Source organism: Dyella sp., assembly GCF_036384435.1.
Taxonomy (GTDB): Bacteria; Pseudomonadota; Gammaproteobacteria; order Xanthomonadales; family Rhodanobacteraceae; genus GSA-30.
The window spans coordinates 1-20,792 of record NZ_DASVMI010000098.1 but is presented as its reverse complement, the minus strand read 5'-3'; the positions used below and the strand labels follow the sequence as shown (position 1 = coordinate 20,792).

At 61.9% G+C, this 20,792-nt stretch carries 26 protein-coding genes; 11 read left to right on the top strand and 15 right to left on the bottom strand.

From position 1 onward, the window contains the following. Positions 1-9: 9 nt before the first annotated feature. The 13 genes from ccmE to VF436_RS09875 form a co-directional block, all read right to left on the bottom strand. The gene (ccmE, locus tag VF436_RS09935; RefSeq protein WP_330903860.1) at positions 10-483 is read right to left on the bottom strand and encodes a cytochrome c maturation protein CcmE; all 474 of its coding nucleotides are present in this window, start codon (positions 481-483) and stop codon (positions 10-12) included. Between the two features lie 24 nt (positions 484-507). Beyond that, positions 508-705 (bottom strand): heme exporter protein CcmD, encoded by a 198-nt coding sequence (ccmD, locus tag VF436_RS09930; protein ID WP_330903859.1) that lies wholly within the window; start codon positions 703-705, stop codon positions 508-510. After that, complete coding sequence (locus tag VF436_RS09925; protein ID WP_330903858.1) at positions 702-1,460, bottom strand: heme ABC transporter permease; 759 nt, start codon at positions 1,458-1,460, stop codon at positions 702-704. The genes ccmD and VF436_RS09925 overlap by 4 nt, the downstream gene beginning before the upstream one ends. A 4-nt stretch (positions 1,461-1,464) precedes the next feature. After that, entirely contained in the window at positions 1,465-2,151 is a 687-nt protein-coding gene (gene ccmB / locus VF436_RS09920; RefSeq protein WP_330903857.1) for a heme exporter protein CcmB, read from the bottom strand. Next, positions 2,148-2,798 carry a cytochrome c biogenesis heme-transporting ATPase CcmA gene (gene ccmA / locus VF436_RS09915; RefSeq protein ID WP_330903856.1) on the bottom strand — a complete coding sequence of 217 codons (651 nt, stop codon included), beginning with the start codon at positions 2,796-2,798 and terminating at the stop codon, positions 2,148-2,150. Before ccmA ends, ccmB begins: the two co-directional genes overlap by 4 nt. Before the next feature lie 53 nt (positions 2,799-2,851). Beyond that, positions 2,852-3,256 carry a DUF3293 domain-containing protein gene (locus VF436_RS09910; protein WP_330903855.1) on the bottom strand — a complete coding sequence of 135 codons (405 nt, stop codon included), beginning with the start codon at positions 3,254-3,256 and terminating at the stop codon, positions 2,852-2,854. Next, on the bottom strand, positions 3,249-4,652 hold the full coding sequence (locus VF436_RS09905; protein WP_330903854.1) for an NAD(P)/FAD-dependent oxidoreductase: 1,404 nt from the start codon (positions 4,650-4,652) through the stop codon (positions 3,249-3,251). Before VF436_RS09905 ends, VF436_RS09910 begins: the two co-directional genes overlap by 8 nt. A gap of 153 nt (positions 4,653-4,805) precedes the next feature. After that, on the bottom strand, positions 4,806-5,309 hold the full coding sequence (gene phaR, locus VF436_RS09900; RefSeq protein WP_330903853.1) for a polyhydroxyalkanoate synthesis repressor PhaR: 504 nt from the start codon (positions 5,307-5,309) through the stop codon (positions 4,806-4,808). 89 nt (positions 5,310-5,398) lie between these two features. Then, entirely contained in the window at positions 5,399-6,964 is a 1,566-nt protein-coding gene (locus tag VF436_RS09895; RefSeq protein ID WP_330903852.1) for a DHA2 family efflux MFS transporter permease subunit, read from the bottom strand. 48 nt (positions 6,965-7,012) lie between these two features. Continuing rightward, the gene (locus VF436_RS09890; protein WP_330903851.1) at positions 7,013-8,230 is read right to left on the bottom strand and encodes an efflux RND transporter periplasmic adaptor subunit; all 1,218 of its coding nucleotides are present in this window, start codon (positions 8,228-8,230) and stop codon (positions 7,013-7,015) included. After that, positions 8,227-9,747 (bottom strand): efflux transporter outer membrane subunit, encoded by a 1,521-nt coding sequence (locus tag VF436_RS09885; RefSeq protein ID WP_330903850.1) that lies wholly within the window; start codon positions 9,745-9,747, stop codon positions 8,227-8,229. The genes VF436_RS09890 and VF436_RS09885 overlap by 4 nt, the downstream gene beginning before the upstream one ends. Position 9,748: 1 nt before the next feature. Further along, complete coding sequence (locus VF436_RS09880; RefSeq protein ID WP_330903849.1) at positions 9,749-10,267, bottom strand: MarR family winged helix-turn-helix transcriptional regulator; 519 nt, start codon at positions 10,265-10,267, stop codon at positions 9,749-9,751. A gap of 213 nt (positions 10,268-10,480) precedes the next feature. Continuing rightward, entirely contained in the window at positions 10,481-11,254 is a 774-nt protein-coding gene (locus VF436_RS09875) for a TatD family hydrolase (protein WP_330903848.1), read from the bottom strand. Positions 11,255-11,458: 204 nt separating this feature from the next. Between VF436_RS09875 and VF436_RS09870 the strand changes: the two genes are divergently transcribed. Continuing rightward, positions 11,459-12,025: a glycine zipper 2TM domain-containing protein gene (locus tag VF436_RS09870; protein WP_330903847.1), complete on the top strand. Its 567-nt coding sequence runs from the start codon at positions 11,459-11,461 to the stop codon at positions 12,023-12,025. A 12-nt stretch (positions 12,026-12,037) separates the two neighbouring features. Then, complete coding sequence (locus tag VF436_RS09865) at positions 12,038-12,514, top strand: glycine zipper 2TM domain-containing protein (protein ID WP_330903846.1); 477 nt, start codon at positions 12,038-12,040, stop codon at positions 12,512-12,514. An 89-nt stretch (positions 12,515-12,603) separates the two neighbouring features. On the opposite strand, the gene VF436_RS09860 is transcribed toward VF436_RS09865, so the two are convergent. Then, positions 12,604-13,047, bottom strand: a complete 444-nt coding sequence (locus VF436_RS09860) for a cell wall hydrolase (RefSeq protein ID WP_330903845.1) — start codon at positions 13,045-13,047, stop codon at positions 12,604-12,606. A gap of 458 nt (positions 13,048-13,505) precedes the next feature. Then, positions 13,506-14,303 carry a folate-binding protein gene (locus VF436_RS09855; protein ID WP_330903844.1) on the bottom strand — a complete coding sequence of 266 codons (798 nt, stop codon included), beginning with the start codon at positions 14,301-14,303 and terminating at the stop codon, positions 13,506-13,508. Positions 14,304-14,308: 5 nt separating this feature from the next. Here VF436_RS09855 and VF436_RS21655 point away from each other — a divergent pair, with 5 nt between their 5' ends. From VF436_RS21655 to VF436_RS09815, 9 genes are all read left to right on the top strand, one after another. Next, positions 14,309-14,605: a DUF1674 domain-containing protein gene (locus tag VF436_RS21655; protein ID WP_349256706.1), complete on the top strand. Its 297-nt coding sequence runs from the start codon at positions 14,309-14,311 to the stop codon at positions 14,603-14,605. 89 nt (positions 14,606-14,694) lie between these two features. After that, positions 14,695-15,090, top strand: coding sequence for a succinate dehydrogenase, cytochrome b556 subunit (sdhC, locus tag VF436_RS09850; protein ID WP_330903843.1), 396 nt, complete (start codon positions 14,695-14,697; stop codon positions 15,088-15,090). After that, complete coding sequence (gene sdhD / locus VF436_RS09845) at positions 15,087-15,473, top strand: succinate dehydrogenase, hydrophobic membrane anchor protein (RefSeq protein ID WP_330903842.1); 387 nt, start codon at positions 15,087-15,089, stop codon at positions 15,471-15,473. The genes sdhC and sdhD overlap by 4 nt, the downstream gene beginning before the upstream one ends. A 5-nt stretch (positions 15,474-15,478) precedes the next feature. Beyond that, positions 15,479-17,266 carry a succinate dehydrogenase flavoprotein subunit gene (gene sdhA, locus VF436_RS09840; protein WP_330903841.1) on the top strand — a complete coding sequence of 596 codons (1,788 nt, stop codon included), beginning with the start codon at positions 15,479-15,481 and terminating at the stop codon, positions 17,264-17,266. Between the two features lie 75 nt (positions 17,267-17,341). Beyond that, a complete protein-coding gene (locus tag VF436_RS09835) occupies positions 17,342-18,127 on the top strand; it encodes a succinate dehydrogenase iron-sulfur subunit (protein WP_330903840.1) in 786 nt (261 codons plus the stop codon). A 112-nt stretch (positions 18,128-18,239) separates the two neighbouring features. After that, entirely contained in the window at positions 18,240-18,488 is a 249-nt protein-coding gene (locus VF436_RS09830) for a succinate dehydrogenase assembly factor 2 (RefSeq protein WP_330903839.1), read from the top strand. Next, entirely contained in the window at positions 18,460-18,900 is a 441-nt protein-coding gene (locus VF436_RS09825; RefSeq protein WP_330903838.1) for a hypothetical protein, read from the top strand. The genes VF436_RS09830 and VF436_RS09825 overlap by 29 nt, the downstream gene beginning before the upstream one ends. Positions 18,901-19,013: 113 nt before the next feature. After that, entirely contained in the window at positions 19,014-20,258 is a 1,245-nt protein-coding gene (locus VF436_RS09820; RefSeq protein ID WP_330903837.1) for a lipoprotein-releasing ABC transporter permease subunit, read from the top strand. A 4-nt stretch (positions 20,259-20,262) separates the two neighbouring features. Then, the coding region (locus tag VF436_RS09815; RefSeq protein WP_330903836.1) for an ABC transporter ATP-binding protein at positions 20,263-20,792 on the top strand (530 nt) is incomplete at its 3' end.

Sequence of the window (20,792 nt, the reverse complement as noted above, 5' to 3'; positions counted from 1 at the left end):
CGGATGGGGTTACTCGGCAGTGCCGGTTCCCGGGTCTCGTGAGCCGAGTCCCGGTTTGCCCTGGTGAGCCTTGGCCATGGCGTCCTTGAGCTCCTTGGGCATGTAGGTCTCGTCGTGCTTTGCCAGGACTTCATTGGCGATGAAGCGGGCGTTGTCCATATGGCCCGTGGCGATCACCGACTGATTGTCGCGGAACAGGTCGGGCAGGATGCCGGTGTACTCCACGGGCATGTTGCCGCCGGCATCGACCACGGTGAAGGTGACCTTCAGGGAGTCGGGGCTGCGCTGGATGGAGCCGGCCTTGACCATGCCGCCCAGCCGGAATGTCTTGTAACGGGAGGCCTCGCCCGATTGAACCTGGCTGGGCGTGAACAGGTAATTCATGTTCTGCTGCAACGCGAACACAATGAGCGATACCGCGACCGTGGCTGCGGCGATGACCAGAAGTACGATGATGAGCCTGCGTTTGCGCGTGGGATTCATGAATGACTCGTTGGAGACCTCGGGTTAATCCGCAGTCGAAGGCATGCGGTTCACGCGATCCTGCCGTGCCGCCTGCCGGGTCATGCGTGTTCGCAGGGTTTGCAGGTTGCGTCGACGGCGCAGGGCGGGCGCGATGAAGTCGGCTGCCAGCACCGCGAAGAACACCGCATAAGCGGGCCACACATAAGCGGCATAACCACCCATGGCCAGGAAGCTGTTCATGGCGAGCTTCCTTCCTGTGCGATCTGGCGCACCCAATCCTTGCCGCTTTCCATGGCGAGCAGGTCGGCGCGGGCCCGGCCCATGAGGCTGGCTACGTAATAAGCCTTGGTCGCCAGCATCATCGTCAGCAATGGCCACACCATGCTGGGAGCCATCTTCGACGGACCGAGAATGCGGATCGTCGAGCCCTGGTGCAGGGTGTTCCACCAGTTCACCGAGAAATGCACGATGGGGACGTTGATGATGCCGATGATGGCCAGGAAAGCGGCGGCGCGAGCGCCTTGACGCCGATCCTCGAAGGAGTGATACAGGCCGATCACACCCAGATAGAGAAACAACAGCACCAGTTCGGACGTCAGTCGTGCGTCCCAGGTCCACCACGTGCCCCACATCGGGCGACCCCACAGGGAGCCCGTGGCAAGCGTGATGGCTGTGAAAGCGGCTCCCACGGGGGCCGATTCCATTGCGATGACCTCGGCCAGCTTGACGCGCCAGACCAAGGCCACGAACGACGCGGCAGCCATGACGAAGTAGATGAACAGGCTCATCCAGGCGCTGGGCACGTGGATGTAGATGATGCGGAAGGCATCGCCTTGTTGATAATCGGCGGGTGCCGAGACCAGTCCGCCATAAAGCGCAATGGTGCCAAGCAGCAACGCGAGTGCGAAGGCCCAGGGGCGTACGAGGCCGGCGAAGCGGTAGAAGATCGGCGGCGAGCCGAGCTTGTGCACCCAGAGCGGGATCCATGTGGCCATAGGGTCAGGCATCCAAGGCAATGCGGAGTGCGATGGCGCAAGCCAATGGTGCAAGTACCAGTGCCAGGACGAGTCCGGCACCCAGCCAAGCGATCGGCGCAAACCACGGCAGCCCTTGTTGTGCCGCGGCAACGGCGCCCGCGGCGAAAATCACTACCGGCACGCAGAGCGGCAGCAGCATCAAGGCCAGCAGCATACCAGAGCGTCTCGTGCCGGCCGTCAGCGCCACCAGTACCGCACCCAGCAAACTGAGCAGTGGCGTGGCGAGCATCAAGGCCAGCACCAGCACCGGGATGACGGAGGCTGGCAGGTGCAACATGCCGCCCAGCAGTGGCGAGATGATGATCAAGGGCAAGGCCGTGGTCAGCCAATGCGCGAGGATCTTCATGGCCAGCAGCATGGCCAGCGGTTGCGGAGAAACGACCAGTTGTTCCAGTGAGCCGTCTTCGATGTCGCTGCGGAACATGGCGTCCAGGGCCAGCAACATGGCTAGCAGCACCGTCACCAGTACGACGCCGCCGGCTATGCGTTGCAGCAAGGTGTCTTCCGGACCCAGCGCAAACGGAAACAGGGTAATGACGATCAAAGCGTACAGCACCGGCATCGCCATATCGCCGCGACGGCGCCAGGCGAGGGTGAGGTCGCGGCGCAGGATGGCGCCGCAGGCCTTGGACAGGGAGGGTGCACTCATGCGTGGCGCGTCCCGTCACCCCAGCCATGCAGTCGCACCCGCTTGGGTTCGCCGCCGAGGAAGCTCACCGCGCCATGGCTGGTCACCATCACCGCGCCACCGCGTGCGGCATGCATGCCGATCAGCCGATTTACCAGCTCGATACCGCCGCGATCGAGATTGGCGTAAGGCTCGTCGAGCAGCCAGACCGTCGCCGGGACGCCCAGCAGGCGCGCGAGCGCGGCGCGCTTCTTCTGCCCGGCCGACAGGCGCCGGACGGGTTCGTCCTCGTATCCAGCCAGACCTACCTCGGACAGTACCGCCGCCGTATCGACACCTTCGCGCGCACCCGCCAGGCCGATCGACACCGCAAGATTCTCGCGTGCACTGAGGTCGGCCTTCAGGCCCAGTTGATGCCCCAGGAAGAGGATCTCGCCGGCACAGGCGTCGCGGTGCCAGGGGGCGTCACGCCAGCGCAGTTCGCCCTCGTCGACGTGCAGCAATCCGGCCAACACCCGCAGCAACGTTGTCTTGCCACTGCCGTTGTCACCCTCAACCAACGCCACCTCGCCCGCATGCAGGCAAAAGTCCAGCGGCCCGAAAACCGGCTCATCCTGGCGGAAGAACGAGAGGGCGCGCGCTTCAAGCAATGGCGTGTCGGTTGTCATCCGGTCGATTGTCCGCAAAGGTCCGCGCGCTTGTCCATGCGGCAGCCTGCCGCCTACATCCAGCGCAGCATGGTCACACCGTCGCCATGTCCATGCACATAGGCGTTCTGCTGAAACTCGCGGGCGAGCATGTCCAGTTCGGTCACGTGTATACCCACCACGAGCAGGCTTGGTTCACGCCAGCCAAGGCCCACACCAACCCCGGCGCGTATTCGCGTGATGCCGCCCAGTAATCGCAGTTGTCGCAGCAATTGCCTTTGCGCAACGCGGTTATCGTGCAGCGCAAGCTTTCGCGAATGTGGATTCCAGGCCGTGATGAACCCCCAAGGCTGATCTGCCAGGAGGCTTGCAAGCGCAGCGGGAACCGCTCGATCGATACGCAGCGCTGCCCAGCCGCCGTTCGCCAGGCGCACCCGATAGGCGGTGGCCCGGTAAGCGGCGAGCAAGTCGTCAGCCATGCCGCAGTTCGGGCAAGGGCGGCAGCGTGGCCAACAGCGTCGTGACCGCGGCGGTCAAGTCGATACTGCTGGCATCGGTCGATCCGCGCAGCAATTGCTGGAGCAACTGGTCCTGCGCACGACCGCGTTCGAAGGCGTAGGCATAGGGCAGGTGCGTGAAGGTCACCATGCGGTAGCGCGCCATGAAATGTTCGGGCGCGCGTTCGGCCAGCAGGGCACCCAGTTCGCGCTTGGCCAGATAGGCCGGATCGGCCACCGAGTCACGCATCTCGATGTAGTTCTCGATCGCCATGGCGGCAATGGCATCGGCATTGGGCTGGCGGATAGCCTGGAAGAGTGCGAAGACGTCAGCGGTATCGCCGGGATTGGCTGCCAGCAGGTCGGCCAGGACAACGGTGTCCTCGAATCCACAGTTCATGCCCTGGCCGTGGAACGGCACGATGGCGTGCGCGGCGTCGCCGATCAGTAGCGCCCGACCATCCAGGTGCCAGCGATCCAGGTACAGCGTGGACAGGCCGCCGACGGGGTGAGCGGAGTAGTCCTGGACGAAATCCGGAATCAGCGGCAACAGGTCTGGGAAGTCTTCACCGAAGAACGCATGAGCTGCCTCGCTCGTCGGCAGGCTGCTGAAGCTCGGATGCGGGCCATGCGCGGGCAGGAACAGCGTGACGGTGAAACTGCCCTCGGTGTTGGGTAATGCGATGCACATGTATCCGCCGCGAGGCCAGATATGCAGGGCATGCGGTTCGAGCGCAAACTGGTCGTGTCCGCCCGCCGCGTGCAGCAACTGTGCGCTGAGCTGCGAGCCCGGAGGGATTTCCAGTTCCTTGTAGGCATGGCCGAGCGGTTCGACTCGTTCGCCCAGCGGCGTGTGCAGGTTCATGGCTGCGCGCAGGGCAGAACCTGCACCGTCGGCACCGATGACCACGGGGGCACTGACGTCACGGGTGATGCCGGTCTCATCGATCAAGCGGATGTTGCGCTGGTCGAAGTCGGCCCGTGCCAGGCTTTGGCCAAAATGCAGGCGTACACCGGCCGCTTCGGCAGCATCGAGTAGCAGCATGTTGAGCGTGCCGCGTGAAACCGACCAGATCACTTCGCTGTCGTCCACGCCATAGCGTTGCAGGCCTGAGCGCCCGTCGCGCGTGTGCACCATGCGCCCGCGCATCATCACGGCACGCGTGAGGACTTCGTCGGCCAGGCCGGCGGTGCGCAAGGCTTGCAGGCCACGTTCGGCCAGCGCCAGGTTGATCGACCGGCCGCCGAGAAAGCCGGCCTTGCGCGGGTCAGGGCGTTTCTCGAAGACATCGACTTGAAAGCCACGGCGGGCGAGCTGCTGGGCCAGCAAGGCGCCGACGAGGCCGCCGCCAATAAGGGTGAGCGAAGCTTGCGCCATGCTGCAGTCCGTGAGAGGAGTCGGGACACTGTTGTGCAAGGCGCGCGCCTTGCACAAGACAGGAAAGCTTAAATGGTCGTCAGGACACAGGATTGCCGCGAAGCAGCACGTGTTGTGCTGCAACGGCCAGCAGTAAGGCTGAGCGCGAGGCGATCAGCCGGGCTTCTTGCCACCGGGGCCAGGAGTGCCAGGGCGGTTGGCGGGATTGGCCTGCGTGGCGACGTCGAGGAAACCTCGCTGCATCGATTTCCAGGCATCCATGTTGCGCTCGGTCAGGTCGTTGAGCATTGACCAGGGGGTCTGTCCAAGCAGGCTGTTGAGCTGGGTGCGGAACTGCTGCTGCTGGTCGAGAAAGACCTGCAAGCTGCGTTCCAGGTAAGGGCCCATGAAGCCTTGCAGCGAATCACCGTAGAAACGGATGATCTGGCTGAGAAGCTGGGGCGATAGCATGGGCTGCCCTTTTTCCTCATGCTCGGAAATGATCTGCAGCAGCACCGAGCGGGTCAGATCCTCGCCGCTCTTGGCGTCGCGGACTTCGAAGGTTTCACCGTCCAGAACCAGCTGACGGACTTCTTCCAGCGTGATGTAGCTGGAGATTTCCGTGTCGTAGAGCCGGCGGTTCGGATACTTCTTGATGATGCGAATTGTTTGTGCCATGCGGCACAACCTAACAGAAGGTATTGCGCCGCACCAGTCACTTACATGAATTTTTTGCTGCACCGGAGGGTGCAGCAAAAACTGGTATTTCAGTGGCCTACAGCACCGCCGGCACTGCCGAATGGAGGTTTGGCAAACCAAAGTAGCGGAATAAGCGCAATAAATAGAATCGCGCACAACCAGAAGACGTCGTTGACGGCCAGTGTCAGTGCCTCACGATTGACCAACTGGTCCACCAGTGCCAAGCCAGATTTGCCTGGGGCTCCCATGTGGTTCAACTGGTTGATGAAGCTGACCGCGGCGGGAGACGCCGGGTTGACGCTTTCGGTGAGCGTGGCGTGATGATATTCGCTGCGATGCTGCCATAACGTCACGGCCACAGCCGTGGAAATACTCGATCCCATGGTGCGGCAGAAGTTGGCCAGTCCCGAGGCGCTGGCGATGTCCTTGCCGGGCAGGCCCGACAAGTACACCTGGTTAAGCGGAATGAAGAAACAGGCGATGCCAGCACCCATCACGAAGCGTGGGAGTACCAGCGTGGCGAATGATGCGGAGCTGTCGAAGCTGGCGAACCAGAGCGAGGTCGCAGCAAATATCAGGAACGCCACTGTCACTACGGCGCGCAGGTCCAGGCGATTGATGTTGGCGCCGATCACTGGCGCCATGAGGAACGCCAGGATGCCCACCGGCGCGGTGGCCAGGCCTGCCCAGGTCGCGGTATAGCCCAAAGTGGTCTGCAACCAAAGGGGGAACACCACGTTGATGCCGAAGAACGCCATCATGCCCAGCGACAGCGCAAGCACGCCGATCGTGAAATTACGTCGCTTGAACAGCGACAAATCCACCACGGGGTGCTTGGCATGGATTTCCCACACGACCAGGAAGGTCAGGCAGACCAGCGCCACGATACCGAGTGTGGTGATCATCGGCGAAGCGAACCAGTCGTGGTCGTTGCCATTGTCGAGCATGAATTGCAGCGCGCCGACGCCAAATACCAGCAGCAGCAAGCCGATGATGTCGATGGGAGTGTGCGCCGTGGCGGTCTCGCGCTTGCGCAACAACGCCCACGTGATGACAGCGGCAAGCAGGCCGACGGGCACGTTGATGTAGAAGATCCACGGCCACGAGAAGTTGTCGGTCAGCCAGCCACCCAGGATGGGACCGAAGATCGGTGCCACCACCACGGTCATGGCCCATAGTGCCAGCGCGATGCCTTGCTTTGACTGCGGGTAGCTGGCCAGTAGCAAGGTCAGTGACAATGCCACCATGGGGCCTGAACCGGCACCTTGCATCAAGCGGCAGATCACCAGCATCGGCATGCTGCTGGCCAGGCCGCAAAGCATGGAAAAAACGACGAACAGCAGCACCGATGCAACAAAGGTCTTCACTTCGCCAAAGCGCTTGGCCAACCATCCGGTCAATGGCTGCATGATGGCGCTGGCCAGTGCGTAGGAACTGATCGTCCAGGTGCCCTCATTGGCGCTGACGCCCAGGCTGCCGGCGATATGCGGTACGGCAACGTTGACGATGGTCATGTCCAGTACTTCCATGAAGGTACTGAACGCGACGGCGATGGTGAGCAGCACCAGCGGTCCGCCGTGAAGGGGCTTCAACGGCGGGGTGTCGGGGGTAGCGGCGTCGGGTGGTGTGGACATGTCTGGCCTTCGGCGTGAGGTGGCTGACCGGGCGGGCAGGCGGGAGCTTCAGGGGGTTCCCGCGTCGCCAGCGGACTTGCCGAGATTGGCCTCGATGATCTTGTCCGCCTCGGCATCGGCCTTGGCAGCCATCTGGTCGTAGACCGAGGTCTGCGCCAGCGGCTTGTCGGACGGGGCCTGCGCCAATACGGCGCCACTGTCATCGGTGATGTCGACATCAACATCGGTGGACAGGCCTACGCGCAGCGGGTGCTTGTCGAGCATGTCGTTGTCCAGCGCGATGCGGACCGGTACGCGCTGCACCACTTTGATCCAGTTGCCGGTGGCATTCTGCGCGGGCAGCAGCGAGAAAGCGCTGCCGGTGCCTGCACCCAGGCCGACCACCTTGCCGTGGTACTCGACGCCGCCGCCGTAGACGTCGGCGGTGATTTTGGCCGGCTGACCGATGCGGATGTGGCGAAGCTGGCCTTCCTTGAAGTTGGCGTCCACCCATAGGTCATGCAGCGGCACGACGGTCATCAACTGCTGCCCGGGCTGCACGCTGTTGCCAAGCTGCACGCTACGCTGGGCCACGTAGCCGCTGACGGGCGCAAAAATCTCGTTGCGCTGCGAAGCGACCCAGGCGGCGCGGAAGTTGGCGCGAGCCTGCTCCACGGCGGGATTGTCATGCACTTGTGTGCCTTCAATGGACGCGTGCGCGGCCGAGGCCTGGGCCTGGGCAGTCGCCAACGAGGCGCGTGCCTGATCGACGGCGTCGCGCAGGTGCTGAATAGTCTCCGGTGCCTCGGCCTGTTCGGCGACCAGTGGCAGCCGACGCTTGAGGTCCGCCTCGGATTTCTTGAGATTGATCTGCGCGGCGTTGACCTGCGCGTCGGCGCTGGTGGCCGAATCGGTCTGCTGGCGCACCTGGCGTACGGCCTGCGCCAACTGGCTGCGGGCCTGGCGCAAGCGTACGTCGGCATCGGTGGTGTCGAGCTTGACCAGGACCTGGCCGGCTTCGACACGCTGGGTATCGTCGGCGTAGATGGCCACGACCGTCCCTGGCACCTGTGTGGAAATCGCCACCTGATTGCCGCCCACATAGGCGTCATCGGTGGTTTCGCGTTTTGAAAATACCAAGAGCCAAAGCACCACCCAGGTCGCGGCGGCAAGGATGAAGACCAGCGCGACGATCAGCAGTGCACGGCGGCGCTTGCCAGGATCCTTCGCGGCCATGCCGCTGTCGTTATCGTCCTTCGGCTTGGCATTGTCGTCAGTGGCGCTCATGGGGCGTCTCCGGAAAAATGGGATGGCGTGGAGGAAGAGGCTGCCGGGTCCTGGCGATAGCCGCCGCCCAGCGCCTTGATCAGGTTCAGGTCGGTGGACAGCGCCTGGGCGTGCAGGCTGATGGCGTCGTCCTGCTGTTGCAGCAACTGCGCGGTGGCTGCCAGTGACTCGCGTGCGTCACGCACGCCCTGGCGGGAGCGTGCCTGCGCGGTGAAGACCAGTCGCTGGTTGGCTTCGAGCTGCTTTCGCTGTTCGGCGCGGCGTGCGGCGAGTTGGTCGGCGCCCAGTGCCTGGGTGGCGACGTCGCGAGCGGCGTCGTTCACGGTGCTGTTGTACTGGGCGATCGCTGCATCGAGCTCGGCGCGGCTCACACCATAAGCTGCCTGCAAACGCCCGCCTTCGAAGATCGGCAAGTGCACGGCCGGTGTCAGACCGAATACGCGGCTGCCACGCGAGAAGATGTTCCCCAGGTCGCCGCTACCGCCGCTGGCCAGGCCCGGGATATTCGGACCGCCCTGGTTGGTGCTGGACAAGCCGACCAGGGCGCTGATGCTTACGTCGGGGTAGAATTGCGCACGCGCTGCATCGGTCTGGCGCAAGGCCGATTCGACCTGCCAGCGACTGGCTGCAATGTCTGGACGGCGAGCGACCAGATCCAGCCGCGCATTATCGGGCAGGCCGCTCTTGATGTCCGGCAGCGGATGCGCTGTCAGCGTTGGCATGTCCGAGGTAGATACGCCTAGCAGCGCGGCCAGGGCAGCGAGGCGGACCTTGCTCGATCCGTCCAGTGCTACGCGCATCTGCCGGGTCGCCGACAATTGGCTCTGCGATTGCTCCACGGTATCGGCAAGATCCACTCCCTGGCGCACGCGCAGCCGGGCGATGTGCAGGAGCTTTTCCTGCGTGGCGATGGCCTGGTCGGCCAGTTGCAGTCGGGCGCGATCTGCCAGCCAGCCAAAGTACGTATCGGCAACGGCATTCTGGATCGTCAACGCCGCGGCGCTGCGCTGGGCTTCGGCCGCATGCGCCTGGTCCAGCGCGGCCTCGATGGCTGCACGCTTCTTGCCCCACCAGTCGAAGTCGTACTGGAACTGTACGCCCAGGTCAGCCTGGTTGTACCAGGTGAAGCCTAGAAACTGAGGAGGAATCATGCCGTGTTCGCTGAGGCGCTGGCGAGTGACCTGGGCGCTGCCATTGATCGTCAGGCCAGCCTGGGCCGCCGCCACGCGCACGTTCTGCTCGGCATTCTTGACGCGCGAATGGGCCTGGGCGAGATCCGGCGATTGCTTCATCGCCAGGCTGATGAGCTGGTCCAGTTGCGGATCGTCGTAGACCTTCCACCATTGGGTGTCTGGCCAGCCGGCATGCGCCGGGACGTCGAGGCCTGCCAGGGGTACGTCATCGCGTAGGGCCGGGTGTTCGACCTTGGCGGGGATCGTGCAGCCAGCCAGCGCCGTCGTCAGCGCGGTGGCGAGCAGCCAGCCACGCAAGGGCAGGACTTTGGGGGCAGGTTTCATATCAATCGTCCACGTCCAAATGATCGAGGTTGATCGCCAGCTTGCGCAGCAGGCGATTGAACGTTTGCTTTTCGGTACGGCTGAAACCCACGAACAGTTCTTCCAATTGAGGAAACATCGGTGGGAGCATCTTGCGCACGAACTGTCGTCCCGTCGCGGTGATACGGATTGTGATACTGCGACGATCTTCCTTGCTGTGATGGCGCGTGATCAAACCGCGCTTGACCAGCGCATTGGCGATACGCGTCATGTTGGTCGCACCTTGCGATGTCAATTCGCAAAGCACGCCCGGCGTCGAGCTGCCTTCGGGATGACCATACAACACGGTCAGTACCAGGAATTCGCTGTCATTGAGTTTGTGCGGCTTGAGCTTGCGGCAAAGCTCTTCATCCATGCGCACGCCCACGAGTTTGAGCAGTCGGGCGATGGCCGCCTCGCATGCAGGCAACTGCGGAAGCGAATCCTGCATATGAGCGATGCTTTCGTCGAGGCGCAGGATGCACGGGTTCAGCTTGGTCATTTCATTGGTTCATAGTTCACCAGTGAAATAAAACGATAACAATGGTTTCAGTACACGGCAAGTGCCGGACCTGGAGACGGCCGCTGGGTGGAGGGGGCAGCCACGAGGTTGTCGTGTTCGTCCCTGTGTCGATGGTGTGCTTGATATCTGGCGCGGATTTGCGTGCTGCCGGGCTCGTGCTCCCAGGCCCGCCTCTGGCCTCCGCATCAGATGTCAATCAACATCAAAGCCAAACAGGCGGCATGCATTGGCCGTGGTTGCCCTGGCAATGGCATCCATGCTCTCGTCGCGTAACGTGGCGATCGTTTGCAGGATCTCGGGCAGATAGCACGGCTCGTTGCGCTCGCCGCGATGCGTGGACAGGGGTTGGTCGGGGGAGTCGGTTTCCAGTAGCAGGTGCTCGATCGGCATCTGCGCCACGACGCGACGTAAACGCTGGGCGCGCTCATACGTCACAGGGCCGCCGATGCCGATATGGAAGCCCAGGTCGAACAACTGGCGGGCCTGTTCGGCGCTACCGGAAAAACTATGCACCACGCCGCGCAGGTTGCCGGCGCGGCGCAGGGCGAGCGTCACCTCTTCCAAGGCCTTGCGGGCGTGCACGATGACTGGCAGGCCGGCTTCGCGCGCCATGTCCAGTTGTCTATGAAAGTAGTGGCGTTGGTCGTGCGCCGGCAAGTCTTGGACAAAGAAATCCAGGCCGATCTCGCCTACGGCAATGGGGTTCTCGCGTGCCAGCCATCGTTCCAGGTCATCAAGATGTTCTGGGCGATGTCTTTCCAGAAACATCGGATGTAATCCATACGCAGGGTAGAGCTGCTCATGTGCGATGCAAAGCTTGCTGATAGCTGACCAGCTATGGGCATCCACGGCGGGAATCACCTGTGCCTTGACGCCGGCTACACGTGCGTTGTCGATTACCTCATCGCGATCGGCGGCGAAGCTATCGTCATCAAGATGGACGTGGGTATCGATCAGCACATGCATGAAGGTCTTCGTTTGGCAATCGTTCAAATGGAAATAGCGGATTCATATCACGTTCTCTCAACGCGATGGCGTCGTTAATGTTTCATGCGGTTACGGTCTAACGCCGATTCAGTTGACGAAAGGTAAGAATGCCGCCGCCAGTCCGCATTTGGGGGCGCTTGGCGTCGGTGCGGCCGCTTAGATAGCAAATTAAGGAGATTCTCCATGAACAGGTCGATAGTCAATGTACTCAGTATGGGGGCTACGATTGCACTTGTGCTGAGCCTGTCTGCCTGCGATCGCGACGCCAATGCCGATCCCGGCACTGCGGCTAGCGCCTCGGCAGATACCGGTGTCCGGTATGGCAGGGTCGTCAGTGTCGATCCGGTGCGCGATACCACGCCTCGACGCGAATGCCACGATGAAGTGGTCACTCACACGGCGCCGCCGAAGGATCAGCACCAGATAGCCGGTATGGCTATTGGTGCGGTTGCTGGCGGCTTGCTGGGCAATCAGGTTGGTAGCGGCAAGGGGCGCACGCTGGCCACCGTGGCTGGTGCTGTGGGTGGCGGCTATGCGGGCAAGCGCATCGAGCAGACGCACCAGCATGGTCAAGTCACTCAGCAGGTTGAGCAGCGTTGTTCCACGGTACAGGGCGATCCGAACAAGATCGTGGCCTATGACGTGCGCTACGAATACAAAGGTGTAACGCGCAGCGTGCGCATGGATCACGATCCGGGCGATCGTGTGGAAGTACAGGAAGGAGTGGTGTCCGTTTCGGATGCTCGGTGAGGAGAGAGCGACATGATCGGTTCAAGCAAACCTTGGGTCGGAGTAGCATTGCTGGTGGCCAGCATTAGCCTGGTCGGATGTGAACCGTATGACACGCGGCCGCGCTATCAGGATCGTCCGCCGCCGCGCTATGTCCAGCAGGACCGCTACGCTTGCCAGTGTGGTGTGGTGCGAGAAATTCGCCAGGTAAATACCGGCGGTGGCAATGGCGGGACCCTGGGTGCGGTCATTGGTGCCGTTGCGGGCGGTGTACTGGGTAATACCATCGGCAAGGGTGACGGCCGCAAGGCAGCTACCGTGGTCGGTGCGGTTGCCGGTGGTGTAGCAGGCAACCAGATTGGCAAGCGCAGCGATGGCAGTGATGTTGCCTTTCAGATCGGTATCCAGCTCGATGATGGTCGCTATGCAACGGTGACGCAGCGCGAGGATCCAGGCATGCGTCCGGGTGACTATGTCGAGATCCGCAATGATCACGTGTATCCGAGATGATCATATGGACGTATAGACGTCTATATGAAAAGATCGAAGAAAAAAGGCCCTCGTGAGAGGGCCTTTTTGTTGCGGGGAAGTCCTTGTGATTAGTTCACGCGATAGAACGTATGGTCGCCAATGGTTCGCACGGCATTGCTGCTGTTGTTGCGTGACCAGAGAGGGATGATTGCGGCCGTAGCGAAATGATCGGCGTGGGGAACCAGAAGGCGGCGCTCCGCGAGCGGCAACGACCAGTTGTCGATCGATTCGCCTGCGATCTTCCACGCCTTGTTGAAGGCATCGAGATTGGAGACGTCGAAAGACGCTGGTGCCGTCGTCGTCGCAAATTGGTGCGGCGCATTGACCACCTGACATACGGTACTACCCCATAGCCCGCGCTCGCGTCGGCGCAGCGCCACTTCAGCGACGGCGAACTGCCCGTTCGTCGGCTCGCTGCGGGCTTCGAGGTATACCGTCGTCGCCAGGCAGGTCTGGTCGGCGAGGGGTTGTGGTAGCACGGACGCCAGCCACAACAACATGGAAAGTTTCATTCTCTGCCTCCAACGTGCTGTACGTGCGAAGTCCGGGAAAGCAACTTCGAACGCCGTTGCGGTGGACGGGCGGGCAGGCCGTTCCACCTGGATGAGTCGTTCGCGCCGAAACTTGTGGCTGAACGCTTTGCCGCGGGATTGCGGCGCACTTGAGCGGCTGTCCGGGGGCCACTCAGGTATTCGTGCTGATACAGCAAGTCCTTGGCGCCTTCGGCGCCCCAGGACTGCGACAGCTGATCCGCCGATGGCGGTTGTTTACTCCGGCGTCTTCAGCCGGGTCGCGCCGATCCGGACCCTTCCGGTTCGTCGCGTACTTTGGACCCCTGGCAAGAGGTGTCCATGGATATGACCGGCGGAGACTAAAGGTCGATTGCTGAACTGGCAAGTGCCGTAACTATCAAATTCACATGACGCTCACATTCATCTTCTTGCGCCAGCCACATGGACCTCTCGCATCTTCAATCAGGCCAGCGCTCTGCAAATGTAATGTGCAACGCTTCTTCTTTGAGCTCCAAGGTGTTGTCATGCAAGCCCTCAAGCGCTTCATCGCTGGCAACAGCAAGTGCGATGTAACGCGTTTTATCGCGCGCGACATCGAGCAGACGAAACACTTCGCGCTCATCTAGGCTCAGCACACTGCCTGCGTCAACTTGCCGCGACAATACGACGGTGTGCATATGTCGCTTGTTGCCGCCGCGAAAGTGCAACCGCGCAACTATCTCCTGGCCCGGATAACAGCCTTTGTCCACGGCGACCGCACGCAGATGATGCAGTGAAATTTGTGGTGGCAGGCATTGACCCAGTACCGCATCAGGGAGCCACGGCCAACCCATGTGCACTTGCGGCAATCGCCACGCATCGTCGCAATCATCACCGATGATCAGGCTATGCGTCTGGCAACCGAGCACGATGTGCGTGGTGTCATGTTCGACATGATGTAGCGGCATCGTCGCGCCGGTTGAGAGTGCGCGCACGGCATGCGGCCGAAGCGTGATCTTCGATCGGAATACATATCGCCTCAATGCGTCGGCGACATCCTGTGCGCGACCGCCGCGTAATAGCAGCAGTAGATGGTCGTCGGCGATGCGAATGGCATGAAACAACGCCATGACGCGTCCCTTGGCATCCAGCCACGCGCTGAATCGCCATTGACCCACGGGTATCGCTGCGACCTGGCTACTGAGCTGGGCCTGGGCAAAGGCGATCGCGTCGGGGCCTTCGATCGAAAGGGTTTCGGCCGGGTAGTGGAGCGTCATAAGGCATGGAACATGGGGGCGGGGCAACCGGACTCAAGGAGGCCTGGGCTGGGAGTGCCTTGCACTCTTGGCGGCAGCCGTCAAGGTTGTGCTGTATTGCCGCAAGTATTACGCTTCCGCGGCTTTATAAAACCATGTCCAATACGTCCTCTCAAACCGAATCCAAGCCCGCCTCCGTTCCGACGGAGCCTGCCGCCGTGCCTGTCACGCCGGCTGCGGACAAGGCGCCGGTGGAGCGGCCGGCTCCCGACCCCACCCGCTACGGCGATTGGGAAAAAAACGGGCGCTGTATCGACTTCTGACCCACCAGCACCGGCTGAAGGGCCGGCGCGGGACAGGTACAGGGGTTGGGCGGGATGGGCATCAGCGATTCCAAGACAGGATAGCCGCCATGGCAAATACCCAACGACCGCTCTCTCCCCATCTACAGATATATAAGTGGCAAGTGCAGATGGTGTCCTCCATCGTGCATCGCGCCACGGGCATTGCCCTGGCCGTGGGTACCCTGGTGGTGCTATGGGCCCTGCTGTCCCTGGCCAGTGGCGAGGCGGCGTTCACTCAGTTCAAGACCTGCATGGGCAGCCCCCTCGGCCTGGTGCTGTTGGTCGGCTGGACCTGGGCCTTGTTCTACCATCTGTGCAATGGCATCCGCCATCTACTGCAGGATGCCGGCATGGGCTATCAGATCGCCCAGTTCGTGCGTTCGAGCTGGAGCGCGATCATCCTCAGCGTCGTGTTGACCGCCGCCGTGTGGGCGTATGCGCTGACCGTTGGAGGTGCCGCATGAGCAAGGATTTCCGCAATCCGCTAAAGCGTGCCCGCGGCCTGGGCTCCTCTCAGTCGGGTGTCGGCCACTGGTGGACGCAGCGCCTGACCGCTGCCGCCCTGGTGGTGTTGCTGCTGTGGCTGGTTGCCACGGTGCTGGGCTTGTCGCACGCCGATTACGCCACTGCTCGCGCATCGGTCGCCAAGCCGTGGAACGCCGTCCTGCTGATCGCCTTCATCATCACCGCATTCTGGCATGCGGTACTGGGCTTACAGGTCGTCATTGAAGACTACGTTCATACGCGCTGGAAGGAAGTGACCTCCATCGCCGTTATCAAATTCCTCGCAGTGTTGTGCGCGCTTGCTGGCGTGCTGGCTGTGCTGCGCATCGCTCTGGGGGCATAAGCCAGATGGAAAGCTACAAGGTTCAACAACATAAGTACGATGTCATCGTGGTGGGTGCTGGTGGTGCGGGTCTGCGCGCCACGTTTGGCTTGGCCGAGAAGGGCCTGAAAGCCGCATGCATCACCAAGGTGTTTCCGACGCGCTCGCATACCGTGGCCGCGCAGGGCGGCATCTCCGCCGCGCTCGGCAACATGGGCGAGGACGACTGGCGCTTCCATTTCTACGACACCATCAAGGGCTCGGACTGGCTGGGCGACCAGGATGCCATCGAGTATATGTGCCGTGAGGCCATTCCCTCGATCATCGAGTTGGAGCACTACGGTGTGCCGTTCTCGCGTACTGAGGAGGGCAAGATCTACCAGCGTCCGTTCGGCGGCATGACCACGCATTACGGCAAGGGCACCGCGCAGCGCACCTGCGCGGCCGCTGACCGTACCGGTCACGCCATCTTGCATACGCTGTACCAGCAGGCATTGGCGCATGACGCCACGTTCTTCATCGAATACTTCGCCATCGACCTGATCTTCGACGAAGAGGGCGTGTGCCGCGGCGTGCTCGCGCTGGATATGAACGAGGGTACCTTGCACTTCTTCCGTGGCCACGCGGTGGTGCTGGCGACCGGTGGTTACGGCCGCGCCTATTTCAGCGCCACCTCCGCGCACACTTGCACGGGCGATGGTGGCGGCATGGTGCTGCGTGCCGGTTTGGCGTTGCAGGATATGGAGTTCGTGCAGTTCCATCCGACCGGCATCTACGGTTCAGGCTGCCTGATCACCGAAGGTGTGCGTGGCGAAGGCGGTTACCTGACCAACTCCAATGGCGAGCGCTTCATGGAGCGCTACGCCCCGAATGCGAAGGACCTGGCCTCGCGCGACGTAGTCAGCCGCGCCATGACGATGGAAATTCGTGAGGGCCGCGGCGTCGGCGAACACAAGGATCATATCCACATCAACCTGATGCACCTGGGTTCGGAAGTGATCCACGAGCGCCTGCCGGGTATCGCCGAATCAGCACGTATCTTCGCTGGCGTAGACGTGACCAAGGAGCCGATCCCGGTCATTCCTACCGTTCACTACAACATGGGCGGTATTCCGACCAACTATCACGGCGAAGTGGTGCAGAAGCGCGGCGATGATGTCGATGCGGTGGTACCGGGCCTGTTCGCCATCGGTGAGGCGGCCTGTGTTTCCGTACATGGCGCCAACCGCCTGGGCTCGAACTCCCTGCTGGACCTGGTGGTGTTCGGTCGCGCGGTGGCCCATCGCTGCGCTGAGATCGTCAAGCCAGGCGCACCGCACAAGGACCTGCCGGCCAGTGTGCTGGACAAGGCGCTGGGTCGCTTCGATGGCCTGCGTCATGCCAAAGGCAGCCTGCCGACCGCGAAGATCCGTGCCGAAATGCAGCGCACCATGCAGTCCGACGCGGCCGTGTTCCGCACGGGTGAATCGCTCAAGGAGGGTTGCGAAAAGATTTCCAGGGTGTACGAGTCTTTCAAGGACGTTGGTGTCAGCGATCGTTCGCTGGTGTGGAACTCCGATCTTATCGAAACGCTTGAGTTGTCCAACCTGTTGGGCCAGGCCGTGGCGACCATGTACTCGGCCGAGCAGCGTCCAGAGAGCCGTGGTGCACACGCGCGCGAGGATTTCCCGGATCGCGATGATCACGAGTGGCAGAAGCACACGCTGGTGTCGGTGGATGAACAGGGCAAGGCGGCGTTCGATTTCCGTCCGGTGCACATGTACACCATGACCGGCGACGTGGAAGTCGTACCGCCGAAGAAGCGCGTCTACTGACGCGTTTCTTCGACCATGCTGTGAGGCGTCCGCCCTGGTGGACTGTCAAGGCAAAAAAATCAAAGCGAGGCAACCGTGGCTGAGTTCACGCTACCCAAAAATTCCAAGATCCAGCAAGGCAAGCACATCCCGGCGAAAGATGCCAAGAAGCCGCGTACCTTCCGTATTTATCGCTGGACGCCCGATGACGGTAAGAATCCGCGCATCGATACCTATGAAGTGGATCTGGCGGCCTGCGGGCCGATGGTTCTGGATGCACTGCTGAAGATTAAGAACGAGATCGATCCGACGTTGACCTTACGGCGTTCATGCCGCGAGGGCATCTGCGGTTCGTGTGCGATGAATATCGACGGCACCAATACACTGGCCTGCACCCGTGCCATCGAGGATTGCGGCTCGGGCGACGTGAAAATCTATCCATTGCCGCACATGCCGGTGGTGAAGGACCTGGTGCCGGACCTGACGCATTTCTACGCGCAGTTCGCCTCGATCAAGCCGTGGCTGCGCACGCAAAGTCCCGCGCCAGCCGATAAGGAGCGCCTGCAATCGCCGGAGGATCGCAAGAAGCTCGATGGCCTGTACGAGTGCATCCTTTGCGCCTGCTGCTCGACCAGTTGCCCGAGCTATTGGTGGAACGGCGACAAGTATCTGGGCCCGGCGATCCTGCTGCAGGCCTATCGCTGGATCGTCGATTCGCGCGACGAAGACACCGGTGCGCGCCTGGACGATCTGGAAGATCCTTTCAAGTTGTACCGTTGCCACACGATCATGAATTGTGCGCGTACGTGCCCGAAGGGGCTGAACCCGGCCAAGGCCATCGCCGAGATCAAGAAGCTGATCGTCGAGCGTCGCGCTGCCTGACGCATCGGTCGGCGGGTGAGGTTTACCCGTCGGCCGGTTTTCCCGCATGTTGCGGCCCGGTCATGTCGAGCCGTTTGTTTCTAGCCAGCCTGCCAACTGCATCCGGAGCGCCATGGACGAAGCACGCATCAAGCGCCTGCGTTGGCGCACACGTCGCGGTACTCGCGAACTCGACGCCCTGTTCGGTGGCTGGCTGGAGCTGAATTATCCCTTGGCCGATGAGGCCACTCGTCAGGCATTCGATGAACTGCTTGATGTCCAGGACCCCGACCTGTGGGACTGGGTCATGGGCCACGCCCGGCCTGAACGGACAGACTGGAAGCGCATCATTGATGACATCCGCACCCGGCATTCGCTTTGACTATCGCCCCTCGCGGGTGCCCCTGGGCCTGGCGATGAGCGGCAGCTGCTTGGTCGTTGTGGCGATGAGCATCAGCCATCTGTCCTGGCCCATACGGCTACTCGTGATCGCGATGGCCCTGGTGGCCCAGGCGACGAGCGTGTTGCGATCGGCTGATCGTCAGGTCAGGCAGGTGCAATGGACTTCTGACGATGCGTGGCTGCTGCGCATGAAGGATGGCCGGGAACTGACTGCGACACTGCGGCATTTCCGCGTGCAGGGCGGCCAGATCATCCTCAATCTGGTGCTGGCTGGGCGCCACGGGCCACTGACCCTATGGCTGGCGCCAGACAACGCCCAGGAGAGTATCCGGCGTCAATTGCGGATGCGGCTGGGGCGCCTTCCTCCCCATGGTTTACGAGCCGACGCCTGACTTTCTTGCCGGTTTGAGGTGAATCGGGCACTTTACCCGACGCGATGCGGTCGTATGACCGATAATGTCTGGCCACCGGCCAGGCCGGACGACTCCTTTCAAGCGAAGCCTTCATGTTCCGACCGCTCGAGCTTTTCATCGGCCTGCGCTACACCCGGGCCAAACGGCGCAACCAGTTCATCTCGTTTATTTCGGCCGTTTCCATTATCTGCATTGCGATCAGCGTCACCGCGTTGATTACCGTTCTATCAGTCATGAATGGCTTCGATAGTGAGCTGCGTTCGCGCATCCTGGGTGCCATTTCCCACGCAACTGTCTCTGGCTTGCCTGGCCAGCCCGTGCAGGATTGGCAGAAAGCCGTGCAGGTGGCCGAGGCCAACAGCCACGTCAAGGGTGCCGCGCCGTATGTGGAGGCCCAGGCCATGTTACTGGGCCGCCGTTCGAGCGGTGCGATCGTGCGCGGTATCGAGCCAGACCAGGAGCCAAAGGTCTCCGACATCGACAAGCACATGGTAGAAGGTTCGCTGCAGACCTTGACGCCCAAGAGCTGGAACATTGTGCTTGGCAAGGAACTGGCGATGGAGCTGGGTGTCAATACGGGCGATACCGTAACCATGGTGGTGCCTGAATTCCGCGGCACGCCAATGGGCACCGTGCCGCGCACCCGCGCGTTCAAGATCAGTGGCATCTTCGAGTTGGGCATGCAGGAATTCGATTCCGGTCTGGCCCTGGTGAACATGACGGACGCCGAGCGCATCAATGACCAGATCGGCCCGACCGGGATCCGCCTGAAGCTGGATGATCTTTTCAGTGCTCGCCCTGTAGCGCGCGAGTTGGCTGATTCGTTGGGCCAGAGTTACCGCGTGGATACCTGGATGGACAGCCACGCCAACTTTTTCTCCGCCATCTCGATGGAGAAAAAGGTGATGTTCATCATCCTGTCGCTGATCATCCTCGTCGCGGTGATCAACCTGATCTCGATGCTCATGATGCTGGTGACGGACAAGCAGGCCGATATCGCGATCCTGCGTACCCTGGGGGCAACGCCCATGAGCATCATGGGCACCTTCATGGTCCAGGGCGTACTGGTCGGCTTCGTCGGTATCGGCGTCGGCGTGGGCCTGGGCTCGTTGCTGTCCTGGCGCCTGCCGGTGATCGTCAAGTGGATCGAACACACCTTCGGCGTGACGTTCCTCTCCCCGGATGTCTATTACATCAGCGAAGTGCCCAGCCAGTTGCAAGCCGCTGATGTGGGCTGGGTGACCGTGATCACCTTCGCGTTCGCCTTGCTTGCCACCCTTTATCCCGCGTGGCGCGCCTCGCGCACGCAGCCGGCGCAAGCGCTGCGCTATGAGTGATGCCATGAATACTTCCGTGTCCTCCACCGTGGTCTTGCGTGCCAGCCACATCGCCAAGACCTACGAAGAAGGTGGCTTGAATACCCAGGTACTGAGCGATGTAAGTTTCGAGCTGCGACGAGGTCAAACGATATCGATCGTCGGCGCGTCGGGCTCGGGCAAGAGCACGCTGCTGCACATCATAGGTGGGTTGGACTCATCCAGTGCCGGCGAGGTAGAGGTAGAGGGGCGCGCCCTTTCCCGGCTTTCCGATGCCGAGCGGGGCCGTGTACGCAATCGCTCGCTTGGTTTCATTTACCAGTTCCATCATCTGTTGCCAGAATTCACCGCACTGGAAAACGTGTGTATGCCCTTGCTGATCCGTGGGGTGTCGATCGCACAGGCACAAAAGGAGTCGACGGCGTTGCTTGAGCGCGTAGGCCTGGGCAAGCGTCTCGCGCACAAGCCGGCGGAGTTGTCGGGTGGCGAACGCCAGCGTTGCGCGGTGGCGCGTGCGCTGGTGACCAAGCCGGCCTGCGTGCTCGGCGACGAGCC